Source organism: Cupriavidus sp. R6-3 (genome assembly GCF_059772245.1).
Genome location: NZ_JCBAJO010000116.1, coordinates 1 through 15,250 on the forward strand (window position 1 = coordinate 1; position 15,250 = coordinate 15,250).

The 15,250-nt window shown below is 68.3% G+C and carries 14 protein-coding genes; 10 read left to right on the top strand and 4 right to left on the bottom strand.

Annotated features, from left to right (window positions below; genetic code table 11):
* Positions 1 to 171, top strand: a 171-nt coding sequence (locus tag AC6EI8_RS16830; protein WP_498382441.1) for a helix-turn-helix domain-containing protein, incomplete at its 5' end; no start/stop codon positions are given.
* Positions 172 to 249: 78 nt separating this feature from the next.
* Here the strand turns inward: AC6EI8_RS16830 and AC6EI8_RS16835 are convergent.
* Together AC6EI8_RS16835 and AC6EI8_RS16840 are read right to left on the bottom strand one after the other, a co-directional pair.
* Positions 250 to 951 (bottom strand): fumarylacetoacetate hydrolase family protein, encoded by a 702-nt coding sequence (locus AC6EI8_RS16835; protein WP_498382435.1) that lies wholly within the window; start codon positions 949 to 951, stop codon positions 250 to 252.
* A gap of 32 nt (positions 952 to 983) precedes the next feature.
* Positions 984 to 1,115, bottom strand: coding sequence for a hypothetical protein (locus AC6EI8_RS16840; protein ID WP_265632589.1), 132 nt, complete (start codon positions 1,113 to 1,115; stop codon positions 984 to 986).
* A gap of 192 nt (positions 1,116 to 1,307) precedes the next feature.
* Between AC6EI8_RS16840 and AC6EI8_RS16845 the strand changes: the two genes are divergently transcribed.
* Together AC6EI8_RS16845 and AC6EI8_RS16850 are read left to right on the top strand one after the other, a co-directional pair.
* A complete protein-coding gene (locus AC6EI8_RS16845) occupies positions 1,308 to 2,390 on the top strand; it encodes a Bug family tripartite tricarboxylate transporter substrate binding protein (protein ID WP_498382436.1) in 1,083 nt (360 codons plus the stop codon).
* A gap of 114 nt (positions 2,391 to 2,504) precedes the next feature.
* Complete coding sequence (locus AC6EI8_RS16850; protein ID WP_498382437.1) at positions 2,505 to 4,325, top strand: IlvD/Edd family dehydratase; 1,821 nt, start codon at positions 2,505 to 2,507, stop codon at positions 4,323 to 4,325.
* 153 nt (positions 4,326 to 4,478) lie between these two features.
* On the opposite strand, the gene AC6EI8_RS16855 is transcribed toward AC6EI8_RS16850, so the two are convergent.
* Entirely contained in the window at positions 4,479 to 5,375 is an 897-nt protein-coding gene (locus tag AC6EI8_RS16855) for a LysR family transcriptional regulator (RefSeq protein WP_149319136.1), read from the bottom strand.
* 279 nt (positions 5,376 to 5,654) lie between these two features.
* Between AC6EI8_RS16855 and AC6EI8_RS16860 the strand changes: the two genes are divergently transcribed.
* The 3 genes from AC6EI8_RS16860 to AC6EI8_RS16870 all read left to right on the top strand — a co-directional run bounded on the left by AC6EI8_RS16860 (position 5,655) and on the right by AC6EI8_RS16870 (position 9,534).
* Positions 5,655 to 6,623, top strand: coding sequence for a dihydrodipicolinate synthase family protein (locus tag AC6EI8_RS16860; protein WP_226108682.1), 969 nt, complete (start codon positions 5,655 to 5,657; stop codon positions 6,621 to 6,623).
* A gap of 125 nt (positions 6,624 to 6,748) precedes the next feature.
* Positions 6,749 to 7,783: a Bug family tripartite tricarboxylate transporter substrate binding protein gene (locus AC6EI8_RS16865; RefSeq protein WP_498382438.1), complete on the top strand. Its 1,035-nt coding sequence runs from the start codon at positions 6,749 to 6,751 to the stop codon at positions 7,781 to 7,783.
* A 203-nt stretch (positions 7,784 to 7,986) separates the two neighbouring features.
* Positions 7,987 to 9,534: a UxaA family hydrolase gene (locus AC6EI8_RS16870; protein ID WP_498382439.1), complete on the top strand. Its 1,548-nt coding sequence runs from the start codon at positions 7,987 to 7,989 to the stop codon at positions 9,532 to 9,534.
* Between the two features lie 144 nt (positions 9,535 to 9,678).
* Here the strand turns inward: AC6EI8_RS16870 and AC6EI8_RS16875 are convergent, their stop codons facing one another.
* Positions 9,679 to 10,506 (bottom strand): HAD-IIB family hydrolase, encoded by an 828-nt coding sequence (locus AC6EI8_RS16875; protein ID WP_498382440.1) that lies wholly within the window; start codon positions 10,504 to 10,506, stop codon positions 9,679 to 9,681.
* 220 nt (positions 10,507 to 10,726) lie between these two features.
* Between AC6EI8_RS16875 and ugpB the strand changes: the two genes are divergently transcribed.
* The 4 genes from ugpB (at position 10,727) to AC6EI8_RS16895 (ending at position 15,202) form a co-directional block, all read left to right on the top strand.
* A complete protein-coding gene (ugpB, locus tag AC6EI8_RS16880; RefSeq protein ID WP_149319131.1) occupies positions 10,727 to 12,058 on the top strand; it encodes a sn-glycerol-3-phosphate ABC transporter substrate-binding protein UgpB in 1,332 nt (443 codons plus the stop codon).
* Between the two features lie 166 nt (positions 12,059 to 12,224).
* Complete coding sequence (ugpA, locus tag AC6EI8_RS16885) at positions 12,225 to 13,106, top strand: sn-glycerol-3-phosphate ABC transporter permease UgpA (RefSeq protein ID WP_149319130.1); 882 nt, start codon at positions 12,225 to 12,227, stop codon at positions 13,104 to 13,106.
* Positions 13,107 to 13,142: 36 nt separating this feature from the next.
* Positions 13,143 to 13,991: a sn-glycerol-3-phosphate ABC transporter permease UgpE gene (gene ugpE / locus AC6EI8_RS16890; protein ID WP_149319129.1), complete on the top strand. Its 849-nt coding sequence runs from the start codon at positions 13,143 to 13,145 to the stop codon at positions 13,989 to 13,991.
* Positions 13,992 to 14,089: 98 nt separating this feature from the next.
* Complete coding sequence (locus tag AC6EI8_RS16895; protein ID WP_150082925.1) at positions 14,090 to 15,202, top strand: sn-glycerol-3-phosphate import ATP-binding protein UgpC; 1,113 nt, start codon at positions 14,090 to 14,092, stop codon at positions 15,200 to 15,202.
* Positions 15,203 to 15,250: the final 48 nt, after the last annotated feature.

The window sequence follows — 15,250 nt, forward strand, 5'->3', positions numbered from 1 at the left end:
CTGGAGGCGGGCCAGCCCGAGGTGATGGACGCGCTCACGCGCCGCTTCGAGAAGGCGGTGCTGGAGGCCGCGCTGGGCGTCACCCGCGGCCGCCGCGTCGAGGCCGCGACCCGGCTCGGCATCGGCCGCAACACCATCACGCGCAAGCTGCAGGAACTGGGCTTCGATTGAGCGGCGCGAGCGATCGCGCAATACAAAACGCCACGGTGCAAGCCGTGGCGTTTTTGTTCGGGAGGTTCGCGTCGGAGTTCAGCCCCGGCGCGCTCCAACCGTGAAGGCGAACTCGCCCAGTCCCGCCACGCCGCCGCGCACCGCATTGCCCGGCTGCAGCTTGCCGACGCCGGCCGGCGTGCCGGTAAAGATCACGTCGCCGGGAGCCAGCGCCACGCTCTGCGAGATATAGGCGATGACATCGGCCACCGGCCAGATCATCTCGTTCAGGTCGCCCTGCTGGCGCACCTCGCCGTTGACCTCGAGCCAGATGCGGCCCTGGGCCGGATGGCCGACCGCGCTGACGGGCTGCAGCGGCCCGCACGGACCGGACGCGTCGAAGGCCTTCGACCAGTCCCACGGCCGGCTCATCGACTTGGCGACGTCCTGCAGGTCGCGGCGCGTCAGGTCCACGCCGACGCCATAGCCCCACACATGCTCCAGCGCGCGCTCGACGGCGATGTCGGTGCCGCCCTTGCCGATCGCCACCACCATTTCGATCTCGTGGTGCAGGTTGTCGGTCAGCGGGGGATAGGGCACGGTCCCTTGCGCGGGCACCACCGCATCGGCCGGCTTGGTGAAGAAGAACGGCGGCTCGCGGTCCGGATCCTTGCCCATCTCGCGCGCATGGGCGGCGTAGTTGCGTCCCACGCAGAACACGCGGCGGATGGGGAAGCGGGCGTTGCTGCCGGCGACGGCCACGCTGGCCTGCTCGACGGGCGGAATCACGAATTCGGTCATGGTGTGATGGGATGAAGAAGGGATGCGGGGCGTCAGGCGATATCGACCACTGGACGATATTGGCGATATCGCAAGACGGCGAAATCGGCGACATCGACAGGATCGGAGCCGATTGTACTGAGCAGGACTCGCAATATGAAACGAATCATTTTGGGGCTGAGCATCGAAAACTCCGATGGATGATGCGCGGACTGGGCTGGCCCCAAACCAAAATAATTTTTTGGTTAATCGGTGCGGCAACCGCTTCTTCCGCGTCCCGCTCGTCTCCACACTTGCCGTCACGGCGACCCGTGCCTCCATGCGTTCGCACGCGAGGCACGAGGACCGCGCCGGCATAACGAGATCAGGAGACCCCCATGACCACCAAGCCGCCTCCGGCATCCAGCGCCACATCCCGCCCCACATCCCCCGCATCCCGCCCAACATCCCGCGCCGCAGCCCGTCCGGTACTCCGCCGAACCTGGCTGCGCGCCGGCCTGCTCGCGCTGTCCGCGCCGCTGTGGGCCGCGCTCGCGCCCGCCGCCCTGGCCGCCTACCCGGACAAGCCGGTGCGCCTCGTGATTCCCTATCCGCCGGGCGGCGCCACCGACGTGATCGGCCGCATCGTCGCCGCCCGGCTCGGCGAGGCGCTGGGCCAGCAGGTCGTGGTGGAGAACCGCGGCGGCGCCGGCGGCAATATCGGCGCCGAGGCCGTGGCCAGGAGCGCGCCGGACGGCTACACGCTGCTGATGGGTGCGCTGACCTCGCATTCGACGATGGCCACGCTGGAGAAAGGGCGGCTGCGCTACGATCTGCTGAAGGACTTCGTGCCGGTGATGGTGGTCGGCTCGGTGCCGCTGGTCGTGGTGGTCAATCCGCAGCTGCCGGTCACCACGCTGCAGCAGTTGATCCAGTACGGCAAGGCCCATCCGGGCAAGCTGAACTATGCGAGCTCGGGCGCCGGCGCGCCGCAGCGGATGGCGGCCGAGATCTTCCGCAAGGAGGCAAGCATCGACATGGTGCACGTCCCCTACAAGGGCAGCGGCCCGGCGATGACCGACCTCGTCGCCGGGCAGGTCAACATGATGGTCGAGACCGTGCCGGCGGCGCAGCCCTTCATCAAGAGCGGGCAGTTGCGGCCGGTCGCGGTGGCGGCGGCCAAACGGATCTCGATGCTGCCCGACGTGCCCGCGGCCGGCGAGAGCGGCATGCCCGCGCTCGACGTCAGCTCGACCTTCGGCGTGCTGGCGCCCGCCGGCACGCCGGCGCCGGTGGTGCAGCGCCTGAATGCCGCGCTGGCGAAGATGCTGGAGATGCCGGCGGTCAAGGCGCAGTTCCTGCAGCAGGGCGTCTACGCCTTGCCCCCGACCTCGCCCGACAAGGCCGCCGAGCGCCTGCGCGACGAGGTGACCCGCTGGCAGAAGGTCATCGCCGAGGCCGGCATCGAGTCGGATAGTTGAGGCCCGGCGCCGGCCCGATGCCACGCCTCCCATGCCACTGCACCGACCCCGCCTCCAGGCAACGACGCAAGCAACGACGAAAGCAACGACGAAAGCAACGACCAATCAACGACGATGAGCACCACGCCCAGCAATCCCGCGACCCCCAAGTCTCCCGCATCCACCGATGACAGCCAGCGCGACACCGGAAGCGATACCCGCAGCGATGTTCGCCCCGACGCCGGCCTGCGCAAGGGCCTGACCAACTACGGCGACCAAGGCTTCTCGCTGTTCCTGCGCAAGGCCTTCATCAAGGGCTCCGGCTATACCGATGCCGCGCTCGACCGGCCGGTGATCGGCATCGCCGATACCGGCAGCGCCTTCAATCCCTGCCACGGCAACATGCCGCAGCTGATCGAGGCCGTGAAGCGCGGCATCCTGCTGGCGGGCGGGCTGCCGATGCCGTTTCCGACCATCTCGATCCACGAGAGCTTCGCCGCGCCGACCAGCATGGTGCTGCGCAACCTGATGTCGATGGATACCGAGGAGATGATCCGCGCGCAGCCGATGGATGCGGTGGTGCTGATCGGCGGCTGCGACAAGACCGTGCCCGCGCAGCTGATGGGCGCGGCCTCGGCGGGCGTGCCGGCGATCCAGCTGGTGACCGGCGCGATGCTGACCGGCTCGCATCGCGGCGAGCGCGTGGGCGCCTGTACCGATTGCCGCCGCTACTGGGGCAAGTTCCGCGCGGGCGAGATCGACGCGCACGAGACCGCGCAGGTCAACGACCAACTGGTGGCCAGCGTCGGCACCTGTTCGGTGATGGGCACCGCCAGCACGATGGCCTGCCTGACCGAGGCGATGGGCATGAGCCTGCCCGGCGCCGCCACGCCGCCGGCCGTCACCGCCGACCGCATCCGCATCGCCGAACTGACCGGCACGCGCGCGGTGGCGATGGCGCGCGAGCGGCTGACCATCGACAAGGTGCTGACGCCGGCCGCGTTCGAGAACGCGATGCGCGTGCTGCTGGCGATCGGCGGTTCGACCAACGGCATCGTGCATCTGGCCGCGATCGCGGGACGCATGGGCCTGGACATCGACATGCAGGCGCTGGACCGCATGGGCCGCGAGACGCCGGTGCTGCTCGACCTGAAGCCCAGCGGCCAGCATTACATGGAGGACTTCCACAAGGCCGGTGGCATGGCCACGTTGCTGCGCGAGCTGCGGCCGCTGCTGCGGCTCGACGCGCTGACCGTGACGGGACGCACGCTGGGCGAGGAACTCGATGCCGCCGGGCCCGGCTTCGCGCAGGACGTGGTGCGCCCGATCGCCGATCCGATCTATCCGCAGGGCGGCATCGCCGTGCTGGGCGGCAACCTGGCGCCGGGCGGCGCGATCATCAAGCAGTCCGCCGCCGACGCCGCGCTGATGGAGCACGAGGGCCGCGCGGTGGTGTTCGAGAACTCGCAGGACCTGGTCGAGCGCATCGACAGCGACGATCTCGACGTCAACGCCGACGATGTGCTGGTGCTGAAGAACATCGGTCCGAAGGGCGCCCCCGGCATGCCGGAGGCGGGCTATATCCCGATCCCGCGCAAGCTGGCGCGCGCCGGGGTCAAGGACATGGTGCGCATCTCGGATGGACGCATGAGCGGCACCGCGTTCGGCACCGTGGTGCTGCATGTCACGCCGGAGGCCGCGGTGGGCGGACCGCTGGCGCACGTGCGCACCGGCGACCGGATTCGCCTGAGCGTCAGCCGCCGCGAGCTCAGCCTGCTGGTGGCGGAGGACGAGCTGGAGCGGCGCCGTGCGGCCAATCCGGTGCGCGAGCCCAGCGCGCCGCGCGGCTACCTGAAGCTGTTCCTGCAGACGGTGACGCAGGCGGACCAGGGCGTCGATTTCGACTTCCTGCGCGCCGCCGAAACGCGCGGCAAGACGCCGCAGGCGCCGGAGTAGATTGCAGGTCGATAGAAGTCGCCGCGGCGCGGGCGGCCCCTGGGCTGCCCTTGGCGTTCCCCTTGGCGCCGCCATGGAGCGCCACCCTTGGCGTCTCGTTAGCGCACCCTTCGCGCCCGGTGAGCGCACCGTTAGCGCCCAGTTAGCGCCCAGTTACCGCCCAGTTAGCGCCCCTTGGCGCTGCCCGGTCGCGCTCGCCGCATGCTCGAGCAGCGTGCGCGCCAGCGCGCCGTGCGCGGCGTGCGGCGACCACAGCAGGCCGACCTGCCGCACCGGCGCGCGGCCCGGCAGCGCAATGCGCGCGACGCGAATGCCTTCGGGCCAGGGCGGCGTCCAGTCCGGTACCAGCGACACGCCGATGCCCTGGTGCACCATCGTCGCGATCGCGTTCAGCGCATCGATCTCGAGCCGCTCGTGCGGCACGATGTTGTGCTCGTGCAGATAGCGGTCGGCCACCATGCCGCCCCACATGCCGCGGTCGTAGCGGATGAACGGCTCGGTGGCGAGCAGTTCGTGCGCGCCGCGCTCGGCCATCGATTCGGGCGCCAGCACGATGAACGGTTCGCGCACCAGCACGTGCCACTCGAACGCCTTCGGAATCGCGAACTGCGGCGCCACGATGATGCCGGCATCGAGATCGCCGCCGACGATCCGGCGATACAGGTGCGAGGACGAACCCGGTTCGACGAAGATCTTCAACTGGGGATGCGCGGCGTAGACGCGCTTGAGGATCGGCGGCAGCAGACCCGTCAGCGCCGAGGTCGACACGCCGAGCCGCAGTTCGCCCAGCAGGCTGTCGTCGTGCGCGACCGCGTTCAGGTCGCGCACATCGCGCACCACCGCGCGCGCCTTCGGCAGGATGCGCAGCCCGCCCTGGGTCGGCACCACGGTGCGTCCGGCGCGCTGCACCAGCGGCGTATCCAGCGATTCCTCCAGCGCCTTGACGCGCGCCGCGATGGCGGCCGGCGTCAGGCCCAGGCGTCGCGCCGCTTCGGCGAACGAGCCGTGCTCGACCACGGCGACGAAACTCTGCAGGTAGCGAATGTCCACGGCGGGGCAGGCCTCTTGTTGTCGTAGGGAGTCGTAAGGGGGCAGCGGGACGCAGCAGCACGCAGCGGGGCGTAGCGGCGCGGCAGATGTTAGCAAAGCGCGGTCGGGATACCGGGCTGTTCGCCCCGGTGGAACCCAAAAAACATTATCGTTTGAAGCAGCCGTTCGATGCTGTTTTCGCGGATTGGCGGTTCCTAGAATGGCCCCATTCCTTGATCGCCATTCGTCGAGCCCGATCCATCGGGCCAGCCGCCCAGGCGCCCATCCCCGGAGACAGCCATGACCGAGTCCGCCCGCCCACGCGGCGTCTTTTCCCCCGTGCTCACGCCGTTCACCGACGGCTATGCGCCCGACGCGCGGCGTTTCGTGCGGCATTGCCGCTGGCTGATCGAGCAGGGCGTCGGGCTGGCCGTGTTCGGCACCAATTCCGAGGCCAACTCGTTGTCGCTGGACGAGAAGCGCGGCCTGCTGGACCGGCTGCTGGACGCCGGCATTCCGCCGGATCGCCTGATGCCCGGCACCGGCGCCTGCGCGCTGCCGGACGCCATCGCGCTGACGCGCCACGCGGTCACCGCGGGCTGCGCCGGCGTGCTGATGCTGCCGCCGTTCTACTACAAGGGCGTCAGCGACGATGGCCTGTTCCGCGCGTTTGCCGAGGTCATCGAGGCGGTCGGTGGCACGGCCGGCGAGGCGGCCGACGAGACGGCCCGCAATGCGCGCCTGCGCGTCTACCTGTACCACATCCCCGCGGTCAGCCAGGTGCCACTGGGCCTGGACCTGATCGACCGGCTGCTGACCGCCTATCCCGGCATCGTCGCCGGCATCAAGGACAGCTCCGGCGATCTCGCCAACACGCGTGCCATGATCGAGCGCTTCGGCGCGCGCGGCTTCGATGTCTTCGCCGGAACCGAGGCGATCCTGCTGGAAACCATGCGTGCGGGCGGGGCGGGCTGCATCACGGCCACCGGCAACGTCAATCCCGCGCCGATCGTCGACCTGTACGCCAACTGGCAGGCGGCCGATGCCGATGCGCGGCAGGCCGCGCTGAACCGCACGCGCGCGGCCTTCCAGCAGTTCCCGATGATTGCCGCGATGAAGGAAGCGATCGCGGTGCAGAGCGCCGACGGCGGCTGGCGCACGGTGCGGCCGCCGCTGACCGAGCTGCAGGAAGGGCAGCGGGCGCTGCTGGGTCAGGCGCTCGATGCGCTGGGCTTTGCGATGCCGGGGGCGGAACGGCTCGCGGCCTGATTGCATCCGCATCTCGGCGCCGACTCGGGCACCGAACCGGGTTTCGATCCGAGCTCCGACCCGGGTATGCCACGGCATGCCAGAAACCCGCACAACAACATACAACGACACCCCAGGAGACGACCATGACCTTCACCAACCAGCCATGCCGGCCATCCCGGCGCATCGCCGGCCTTTGCCACACCCTGTACGCCCGAGCGGCCGGATTGGCCACGACGGCCCTGATGGCCCTTGCGGCCGGCCCCGCCGCGGCCGCCACCGACGCCTTTCCCAGCAAGCCGATCCGCGTGGTGGTCGGCTTCGCGCCCGGCGGCGGCGCGGACATCGTCGCGCGCCAGCTCGGCGCGCAGCTGTCGAAACAGATGGGTCAATCGGTGGTGGTCGAGAACCGGCCCGGCGCGACCGGCACCATCGCCGCGTCGAACGTCGCGCAGTCGCCGGCGGACGGCTATTCGATGATGCTGGCCTCGCAGTCGACCATGGTGATCGCGCCGAGCATGTACGCGAAGCTGCCGTTCGATCCGCTGAAGGACTTCATTCCGGTGACGCAGGTGGTATCGATGCCGCTGGTGATGGTGGTCAATCCGTCGGTGCCCGCCACCACGGTGAAGGAGGTGGCCGAGCTGGTGCGTGCCGGCAAGCTGACCAGCTATGCCTCGTCCGGACCCGGCGGCCCGCAGCATATCGCCGGCGAACTGTTCAACACCATGAGCGGCATCAAGCTGACGCACGTGCCTTACAAGGGCGAGTCGGCCGCGCTGACCGATGTGATCGCCGGCAATGTGCCGGTGATGTTCGCCAACGTGCCGGTGGCGGCGCCGTTCATCAAGTCGGGCAAGCTGAAGGCGATCGCGGTCTCGAGCCTGGCCCGCGCCCCGAGCCTGCCGCAGGTGCCGACGGTGGCCGAAGCGGGGCTGAAGGATTTCGAGGTGCTGACCTGGTACGGCTTGTTCCTGCCCGCCAGCACGCCGCGCCCGATCGCCGCGCGCATCAGCGACGAGGTCGCGCAGGCGCTGAAGGAGCCGGGCCTGCGCGCCAAGTTCGCCGAGCAGGGCCTGAATATCCTGGGCACCAATCCCGAGCAGTTCGGCAAGTTCATGACGGGCGAAGTCCCGAAATGGGCGGCGGTGGTGAAGGCGTCGAATATCCGGCCGGAATAAGCCCGACCCCGCCTTCGCGCCGAAACGCCGGACGCCAAACGCCAAACGCCAAACGCCAAACGCCAAACGCCAAACGCCAAACGCCAAACGCCAAACGCCAAACGCGAAACGCGAAACGCGAAACGCCGAAGCGCCGAAGCGCCGAACGCGGGTCTCTATCCCAATCCCATTTCTCTGACACGCAACACGGAAACAAGCGCCGTATGGAAGCTCGCCACGACAAGACCCTGCTGGGCCCCTGCATCCGCCTGCATCCCGCCGACAACGTCCTGGTCGCGCGCATGGATGTCGGCATCGGCGCGCCGGTGCCGGGCCAGCCCTGGACCACGCGCGCCCAGGTACCGGCCGGCCACAAGATCGCCGCGCGGGCCATCCGCGCCGGCGAGCCGATCGTCAAGTACAACGTCTGCATCGGCTTCGCCGCGACCGACATCGCGCCGGGCAGCTATGTCCATTCGCACAACGTCAGCTTCCAGGAGTACGAGCGCGACTACGCCTATGGCCGCGACTATGTGCCGGTGGAGCGCGTGCCGGCGTCGCGCCAGGCGATGTTCGACGGCATCGTGCGAGCCGATGGCCGCGTCGCGACGCGCAACTATGTCGGCATCCTGTCGACCGTCAACTGCTCGGCCACCGTGGTGCGCAAGATCGCCGAGTGGTTCACGCCCGAGCGGCTGGCCGACTATCCGAATGTCGACGGCGTGGTGGCCTTCAGCCATTCGCTGGGCTGCGGCATGGAGATGACCGGCGAGCCGATGGACCTGCTGCGGCGGACCATGGCCGGCTACGCGCGCCATGCCAACCTTGGCGGCGCGCTGATCGTCGGGCTGGGCTGCGAGCGCAACCAGTTGAAGGGCCTGCTGGAGACGCAGTCGCTGCAGGACGGCCCCTTGCTGCGCACCTTCGTGATGCAGGACAGCGGCGGCACGCGCAAGACCATCGAGGCCGGCATCGCCGCGGTGATGGCGCTGCTGCCCGAGGCCAACCGCGTCGAGCGCCGGCCGGTGCCGGCCAGCCACCTGACCGTCGGCCTGCAGTGCGGCGGCTCGGACGGCTTTTCGTCGATCACCGCCAATCCGGCGCTGGGCGCCGCGGTGGACCTGCTGGTGCGCCACGGCGGCACCGCGATCCTGTCGGAGACGCCGGAGATCTATGGCGTCGAACACACGCTGACGCGGCGGGCGGTCAGCCGCGCGGTCGGCGAGAAGCTGGTCGAGCGGATCCGCTGGTGGAAGGACGAGTATTCGGTCGGACGCGATGTGCAGATCAACGGGCAGGTCAGCCCCGGCAACCAGATGGGCGGGCTGGCCAACATCTTCGAGAAGTCGCTGGGCTCGTCGATGAAGGGCGGCACCGGGCCGCTGATGGCGGTCTACCGCTATGCCGAGCCGGTGACCGAGCACGGCCTGGTCTTCATGGATACGCCGGGCTATGACCCGGTGTCGGCCACCGGGCAGATCGCCGGCGGCGCCAACCTGATCGCGTTTACCACCGGGCGCGGCTCGATGTTTGGCGCCAAGCCGGTGCCCAGCGTCAAGCTGGCCACCAACTCGCCGATGTACCGCCGGCTGGAGGAGGACATGGACCTGAACTGCGGCACCATCCTCGACGGCGAGAAGACCATCGAGCAGGTCGGCGAGGAGATCTTCCAGCTGATGCTGCGCACCGCGTCGGGGCAGCGTTCGAAGAGCGAGCTGCTGGGGCTGGGCGACAACGAGTTCGTGCCCTGGCACATCGGCATCATGAGTTGATGCCGGAGGCCGGTGTCGGCGCCGGCACCGGGCCGGGCGGCGGTGCGGTAGTACGGTAGTACGGCGGTGCGGCGGTGCGGCGGTGCGAACGTGCGGTGGCGCGGCAGTGCGCCAGTGCGGCAGGGCCCCTGGGCGGCTCGGCGCCTAGCCGGCGTCCCGCGCCGCCAGCAGCGCGTCCACCATCTCGGCAAAGCCTTCGCCGCCGGCGGCCTCGGTCACATAGGCCGGCGGCACCGGCAGCAGCGGCAGGATCTCGCGCACATTGGCCACGCCGACGGACAGCGGGAAGTGGGCGAACATCGCGGCGTCGTTGGCCGAATCGCCGATGAACACCCATTCGTCGCGCTGGGCGTCCAGGTCGGCGCCGAGCAGTTCGGCCGCGCACAGGCGGCTGGTGCTGAGCTTGTCGTGCCGGCCGAACCAGCCGTTGACATGGATCGAGCTGACGGTGGCGGTCATGCCGGCCTCGCGCATCAGCGCGACGATGCGGTCCACCGCCGCGGGCGGCAGCGGCGCGACATCCTCGGCGTGGTCGATCGCCAGGTCCGCCGCGTGCCAGTGCTGGTCGGACGCCAGCGCGCAGCCGGGCACCTCCCGCAGGATCCGCTGCGCCAGTTCGTCGATGCGCCGCAGGTTGCGCGCGCGCGTATCGGCGTCGTCGATGAAGCGCGTGACCAGGCGCCCGTCGCGCAGATGCGAGTAGAACGCGCCGTTCTCGCCGATGATCGCGTCGACCGGCCACAACCGCGTCAGGATTTCCGCCCAGGCGATGCAGCGCCCGGTGACCGGAATCACCTGCAGGCCCGCGTGCCGCAGGCGTTCGATGGCCAGATAGGTCTGCGCCGGCAGGCGGCCGGCGGTGGTCAGCGTGCCGTCGATATCGGTCAGCACGCCGCGCACGCGGCGCAGCGCCGCGGCGGGCAGCGCAGCCGGAAAGACGGGGAGGTCGGGGAGGGTTTGCGGGGTCGGCATGGCGGCGCATTGTACCTCGCAAGTTGCGTCGCCTAAGCTATGTCACGGCGCTGTCATCTTGCCTTCGCCCGGGGCCGATTGGGCCCGAAGCCGCGTGGACATTGGTAGAAACGCTCGGTTTCTCGGCGCGCGCTGGCGGAGTAACATCCGCTTGTCACAAAAAATGCATACATTCAGCCGGTTTCCGACTGGATGACGCAATAAACGAGGAGAGCCGTCGATGACCATCCCCCGCACCATCACCATCAAGCTTGCCGCCGCGGCCGCCGCCGTGGCCGCGCTGTCCGCCACCGGCGCCGCGCACGCCGCCGTCGAAGTGCAATGGTGGCATGCCATGCAGGGCGCGTTGAACGACAAGGTCAACGAGGTTGCCAGCAAGTTCAACGCCAGCCAGACCGAGTACAAGATCGTGCCGGTCAACAAGGGCAACTACGATGAAACCCTGGCGGCCGGCATCGCCGCCTTCCGCGCCGGCGGCGCGCCGGCGATCCTGCAGGTGTTCGAGGTCGGCACCGCCACCATGATGAGCGCCAAGGGCGCGATCAAGCCGGTCTCGACCGTGATGAAGGAAGCCGGCGAGAAGTTCGACCAGAAGGTCTACATCCCGGCGGTGGCGGGCTACTACACGTCCGCCAAGGGCGAGATGCTGTCGTTCCCGTTCAACAGCTCGACCACGGTCTTCTACTACAACAAGGACGCCTTCAAGAAGGCCGGCCTCGATCCCGAGAAGCCGCCCAAGACCTGGCCCGAGGTGATGCAGTACTCGGCCAAGATCAAGGCCTCGGGCGGCAACTGCGCCTACACCACCGACTGGCAGGGCTGGGTTCACCTGGAGAGCTTCTCGGCCTGGCACAACACGCTGTACGCGACCAAGAACAACGGCTTCGGCGGCACCGATACGCGCCTGGTGTTCAACAGCCCGCTGCACGTCAAGCACATCTCGAATCTGCAGGACATGGTCAAGAAGGGCTACTTCAGCTACGGCGGCCGCAAGGCCGAGTCGGGCGCGAAGTTCTTCAACGGCGAATGCGCGATGTTTACCGGCTCGTCGGCGACGCTGGCCAACGTGCGCAAGAACGCCAAGTTCGCGTTTGGCGTGTCGCAGCTGCCGTACTACCCGGACGTGCCGGGCGCCCCGCAGAACACCATCATCGGCGGCGCCTCGCTGTGGGTGATGGCCGGCCGCAAGCCCGAGGAATACAAGGGCGTGGCCAAGTTCTTCACCTTCCTGTCGCGCCCGGAGATCCAGGCCGACTGGCACCAGGCCACCGGCTATCTGCCGGTCACGATGGCGGCGTATGAGCTGACCAGGAAGTCCGGCTTCTACGAGAAGAATCCGGGCGCCGACGTGTCGGTGCAGCAGATGGTCGTCAAGACCACCGACAAGTCGCGCGGCGTGCGGCTGGGCAATATGGTCCAGGTGCGCACCGTGGTCGACGAGGAACTGGAAGCGGTCTGGGCCGGCAAGAAGGAGCCCAAGGAAGCCCTCGATACCGCGGTCAAGCGCGGCAACGAGCTGCTCGAACGCTTCCAGCGCACCGCCAAGGAATAAGCGGCGGCCAGCGGGCGGCGGCCCCTTCCGGTTTGCCGCCCGCGATTCGTTCCGGGTTCTGCCGCCGCGCCGCCGTGCCGCCGTACCGATGCGGCGGGCGGCCGGTCCGAGGCAGGTCCAATTTCCCCCGGGGCGCCGCGACGGCGCTCCTTTGTCATCGCCACGCATGGAAAAACGCGTCGTCTTCCGTTCGCCCTGGCTGCCGTATCTGCTGGTGCTGCCGCAGATCGCGATCACGCTGATCTTCTTTTTCTGGCCCGCGGGCCAGGCGCTGTACCAGTCGGTGCTGCAGCAGGACGCCTTCGGCATCAGCCTCGAATATGTCGGCGCGGCCAACTTCATGACGCTGTGGAACGACCCGAACTACATCGAGTCGTTCCGCGTGACCGCGATCTTCGCGGTCGGGGTGGCGCTGCTGGGCATGTCGTTCGCGCTGCTGCTCGCCTATTTCGCCGATCGCGCGCTGCGCGGCGCGGTCGCCTACAAGACGCTGCTGATCTGGCCCTATGCGGTGGCGCCGGCGGTGGCCGGCGTGCTGTGGATGTTCCTGTTCAATCCGACACTGGGCATCGTCTCGTACGTGCTGCGCCAGATGGGCGTGGACTGGAACTTCCTGCTCAATGGCGACCAGGCCATGCTGCTGGTGATCATCGCCGCGGCGTGGAAGCAGGTCAGCTACAACTTCCTGTTCTTCCTGGCCGGGCTGCAGAGCATCCCGCGCTCGCTGATCGAGGCCGCCGCGATCGACGGCGCCGGTCCGTGGCGCCGCTTCTGGTCGATCGTATTCCCGCTGCTGTCGCCGACCACCTTCTTCCTGATGGTGATCAACGTGGTGTACGCGTTCTTCGACACCTTCGCCATCATCGACGCGGTGACGCACGGCGGGCCGTTCAATTCGACCAACACGCTGGTCTACAAGGTCTATCACGACGGCTTCCGCGGCATGGACATCGGCGGCTCGGCGGCGCAGTCCGTGATCCTGATGGCGATCGTGATCGCGCTGACGGTGGTGCAGTTCCGCTACGTCGAGCGGCGCGTCCAGTATTGAACGTCGACGAATGCAGACCGCAGACAGGTATCCCTCATGGTAGAACGGCGTCCCTTCCTCGATTTCCTGACCCACGTGGTGCTGATCATCGGCATCCTGATCGTGGCCTTTCCGGTCTATGTGACCTTCGTCGCCTCGACGCTGACCGCGGAGGAGGTGCTCGACGCGCCGATGACGCTGATCCCCGGCCCGCACCTGCTGGAGAACTACCGCACCGTGCTGTTCTCCGGCGTCGGCGTGGCGGCGGCCCCGGTGTCGACCATGCTGATGAACAGCATGATCATGGCGCTGGGCATTTCGCTGGGCAAGATCGCGATCTCGATCATCTCGGCCTTCGCGGTGGTGTACTTCAAGTTCCCGCTGCGCAAGACCTTCTTCTGGATGATCTTCATCACGCTGATGCTGCCGGTCGAGGTGCGCATCCTGCCGACCTACGAGGTGGTGTCGGACCTGGGCATGCTCGACAGCTATGTCGGCCTGACGGTGCCGCTGATCGCGTCGGCCACCGCGACCTTCCTGTTCCGGCAGTTCTTCCTGACCGTGCCGGACGAACTGGCCGAGGCCGCGCGCATCGACGGGGCGGGGCCGATGCGGTTCTTCCTCGACGTGCTGCTGCCGCTGTCCAAGACCAGCATCGCGGCGCTGTTCGTGATCCAGTTCATCTACGGCTGGAACCAGTACCTGTGGCCCCTGTTGATCACCACGCAGAAGTCGATGATCCCGGTGGTGGTCGGCGTCACGCAGATGATCTCGCGCTCGGGCGATGCCGCCACCGAGTGGAACCTGGTGATGGCGACCGTGCTGCTGGCGATGATCCCGCCCGCGGTGGTGGTGATCCTGATGCAGAAGTGGTTTGTGAAGGGATTGGTGGAGACCGAGAAGTAGCGGAATCCCGCACTGTGTTCCTCGCCTTTCCCGTACCCGGGGAGAGGGGAAAGCCTACCGACAAAGATCGGGCAACACCCATCGAACAACAGAAACACATGGCAAAACTGTCGCTCCGAAACGTACAGAAGACCTACGCCGGCAATGTCGCCGCCGTGCATGGCATCGACATGGAGATCGACGATGGCGAGTTCATCGTGATCGTCGGCCCGTCGGGCTGCGGCAAGTCGACGCTGCTGCGGATGGTCGCGGGGCTCGAGACCATCACCGGCGGCGAGGTCCATATCGGCGATCGCGTGGTCAATCGGCTGGAGCCGGCCGAGCGCGATATCGCGATGGTGTTCCAGAACTACGCGCTGTATCCGCACATGACGGTCTACGACAACATGGCGTACGGCCTGAAGATCCGCGGCATGCCGAAGGCCGAGATCGAACAGCGCGTGCGCCATGCCGCCGGCATTCTCGAGCTGGCGCCGCTGCTCGAGCGCAAGCCGCGCCAGCTGTCGGGCGGCCAGCGCCAGCGGGTCGCGATGGGACGCGCGATCGTGCGCGAGCCGGCGGTGTTCCTGTTCGACGAGCCGCTGTCCAACCTGGACGCCAAGCTGCGCGTGCAGATGCGGCTGGAACTGAAGGAGCTGCATCGGCGCCTGCGCACCACCAGCCTCTATGTCACGCACGACCAGGTCGAGGCGATGACGCTGGCCGATCGGATGATGGTGCTCAACGGCGGACGCGTGGAGCAGATCGGCACGCCGCTCGAGGTCTATGCGCGGCCGGCCAGCATCTTCGTTGCCGGCTTCATCGGCTCGCCGCCGATGAACCTGATTCCGGTGCAGCGCAACGAGGCGGGGCAGGGCACGGTGCCATCGGATGCGCAGATGCGTGTGCTCGGGCCGGACGGCCAGCCATCCGAGGCCACGCTGGGCCATCTGCCGATGGGCCTGCATCTGCCGCAGCAGGCGCTGCTGGGTTTGCGGCCCGAGCATGTGGAACCGTGCGCTCCGCACGAAGCCATCGCGCAGATCGACGTGCGCGTGGTCGAGGCGCTGGGCGCGGACTCGTTCGCCTACGGCACGCTCGGCGGTCAGCAGGTGGTGGTCCGGCTCGACGGCCATATGCAGGTGCGGGCGGGAGAGAAGCTGCCGGTCACCGCATCGAGCGAGCACCTGCACTTCTTCGACCACGCCAGCGGCAAGCGGATCGAGGCCTGAGATGGCAGCCGAGCGCCAGTCCACCGAGGCCGAGACCGCAGCCGGCCA

What these genes read in the sequence shown, in the direction of transcription:
- AC6EI8_RS16835 (WP_498382435.1), bottom strand. Translation starts at nt 951, where the DNA reads ATGACCGAATTCGTGATTCCGCCCGTCGAGCAGGCCAGCGTGGCCGTC.
- AC6EI8_RS16840 (WP_265632589.1), bottom strand. Translation starts at nt 1,115, where the DNA reads ATGCTCAGCCCCAAAATGATTCGTTTCATATTGCGAGTCCTGCTCAGT.
- AC6EI8_RS16845 (WP_498382436.1), top strand. Translation starts at nt 1,308, where the DNA reads ATGACCACCAAGCCGCCTCCGGCATCCAGCGCCACATCCCGCCCCACA.
- AC6EI8_RS16850 (WP_498382437.1), top strand. Translation starts at nt 2,505, where the DNA reads ATGAGCACCACGCCCAGCAATCCCGCGACCCCCAAGTCTCCCGCATCC.
- AC6EI8_RS16860 (WP_226108682.1), top strand. Translation starts at nt 5,655, where the DNA reads ATGACCGAGTCCGCCCGCCCACGCGGCGTCTTTTCCCCCGTGCTCACG.
- AC6EI8_RS16865 (WP_498382438.1), top strand. Translation starts at nt 6,749, where the DNA reads ATGACCTTCACCAACCAGCCATGCCGGCCATCCCGGCGCATCGCCGGC.
- AC6EI8_RS16870 (WP_498382439.1), top strand. Translation starts at nt 7,987, where the DNA reads ATGGAAGCTCGCCACGACAAGACCCTGCTGGGCCCCTGCATCCGCCTG.
- AC6EI8_RS16875 (WP_498382440.1), bottom strand. Translation starts at nt 10,506, where the DNA reads ATGCCGACCCCGCAAACCCTCCCCGACCTCCCCGTCTTTCCGGCTGCG.
- ugpB (WP_149319131.1), top strand. Translation starts at nt 10,727, where the DNA reads ATGACCATCCCCCGCACCATCACCATCAAGCTTGCCGCCGCGGCCGCC.
- ugpA (WP_149319130.1), top strand. Translation starts at nt 12,225, where the DNA reads ATGGAAAAACGCGTCGTCTTCCGTTCGCCCTGGCTGCCGTATCTGCTG.
- ugpE (WP_149319129.1), top strand. Translation starts at nt 13,143, where the DNA reads ATGGTAGAACGGCGTCCCTTCCTCGATTTCCTGACCCACGTGGTGCTG.
- AC6EI8_RS16895 (WP_150082925.1), top strand. Translation starts at nt 14,090, where the DNA reads ATGGCAAAACTGTCGCTCCGAAACGTACAGAAGACCTACGCCGGCAAT.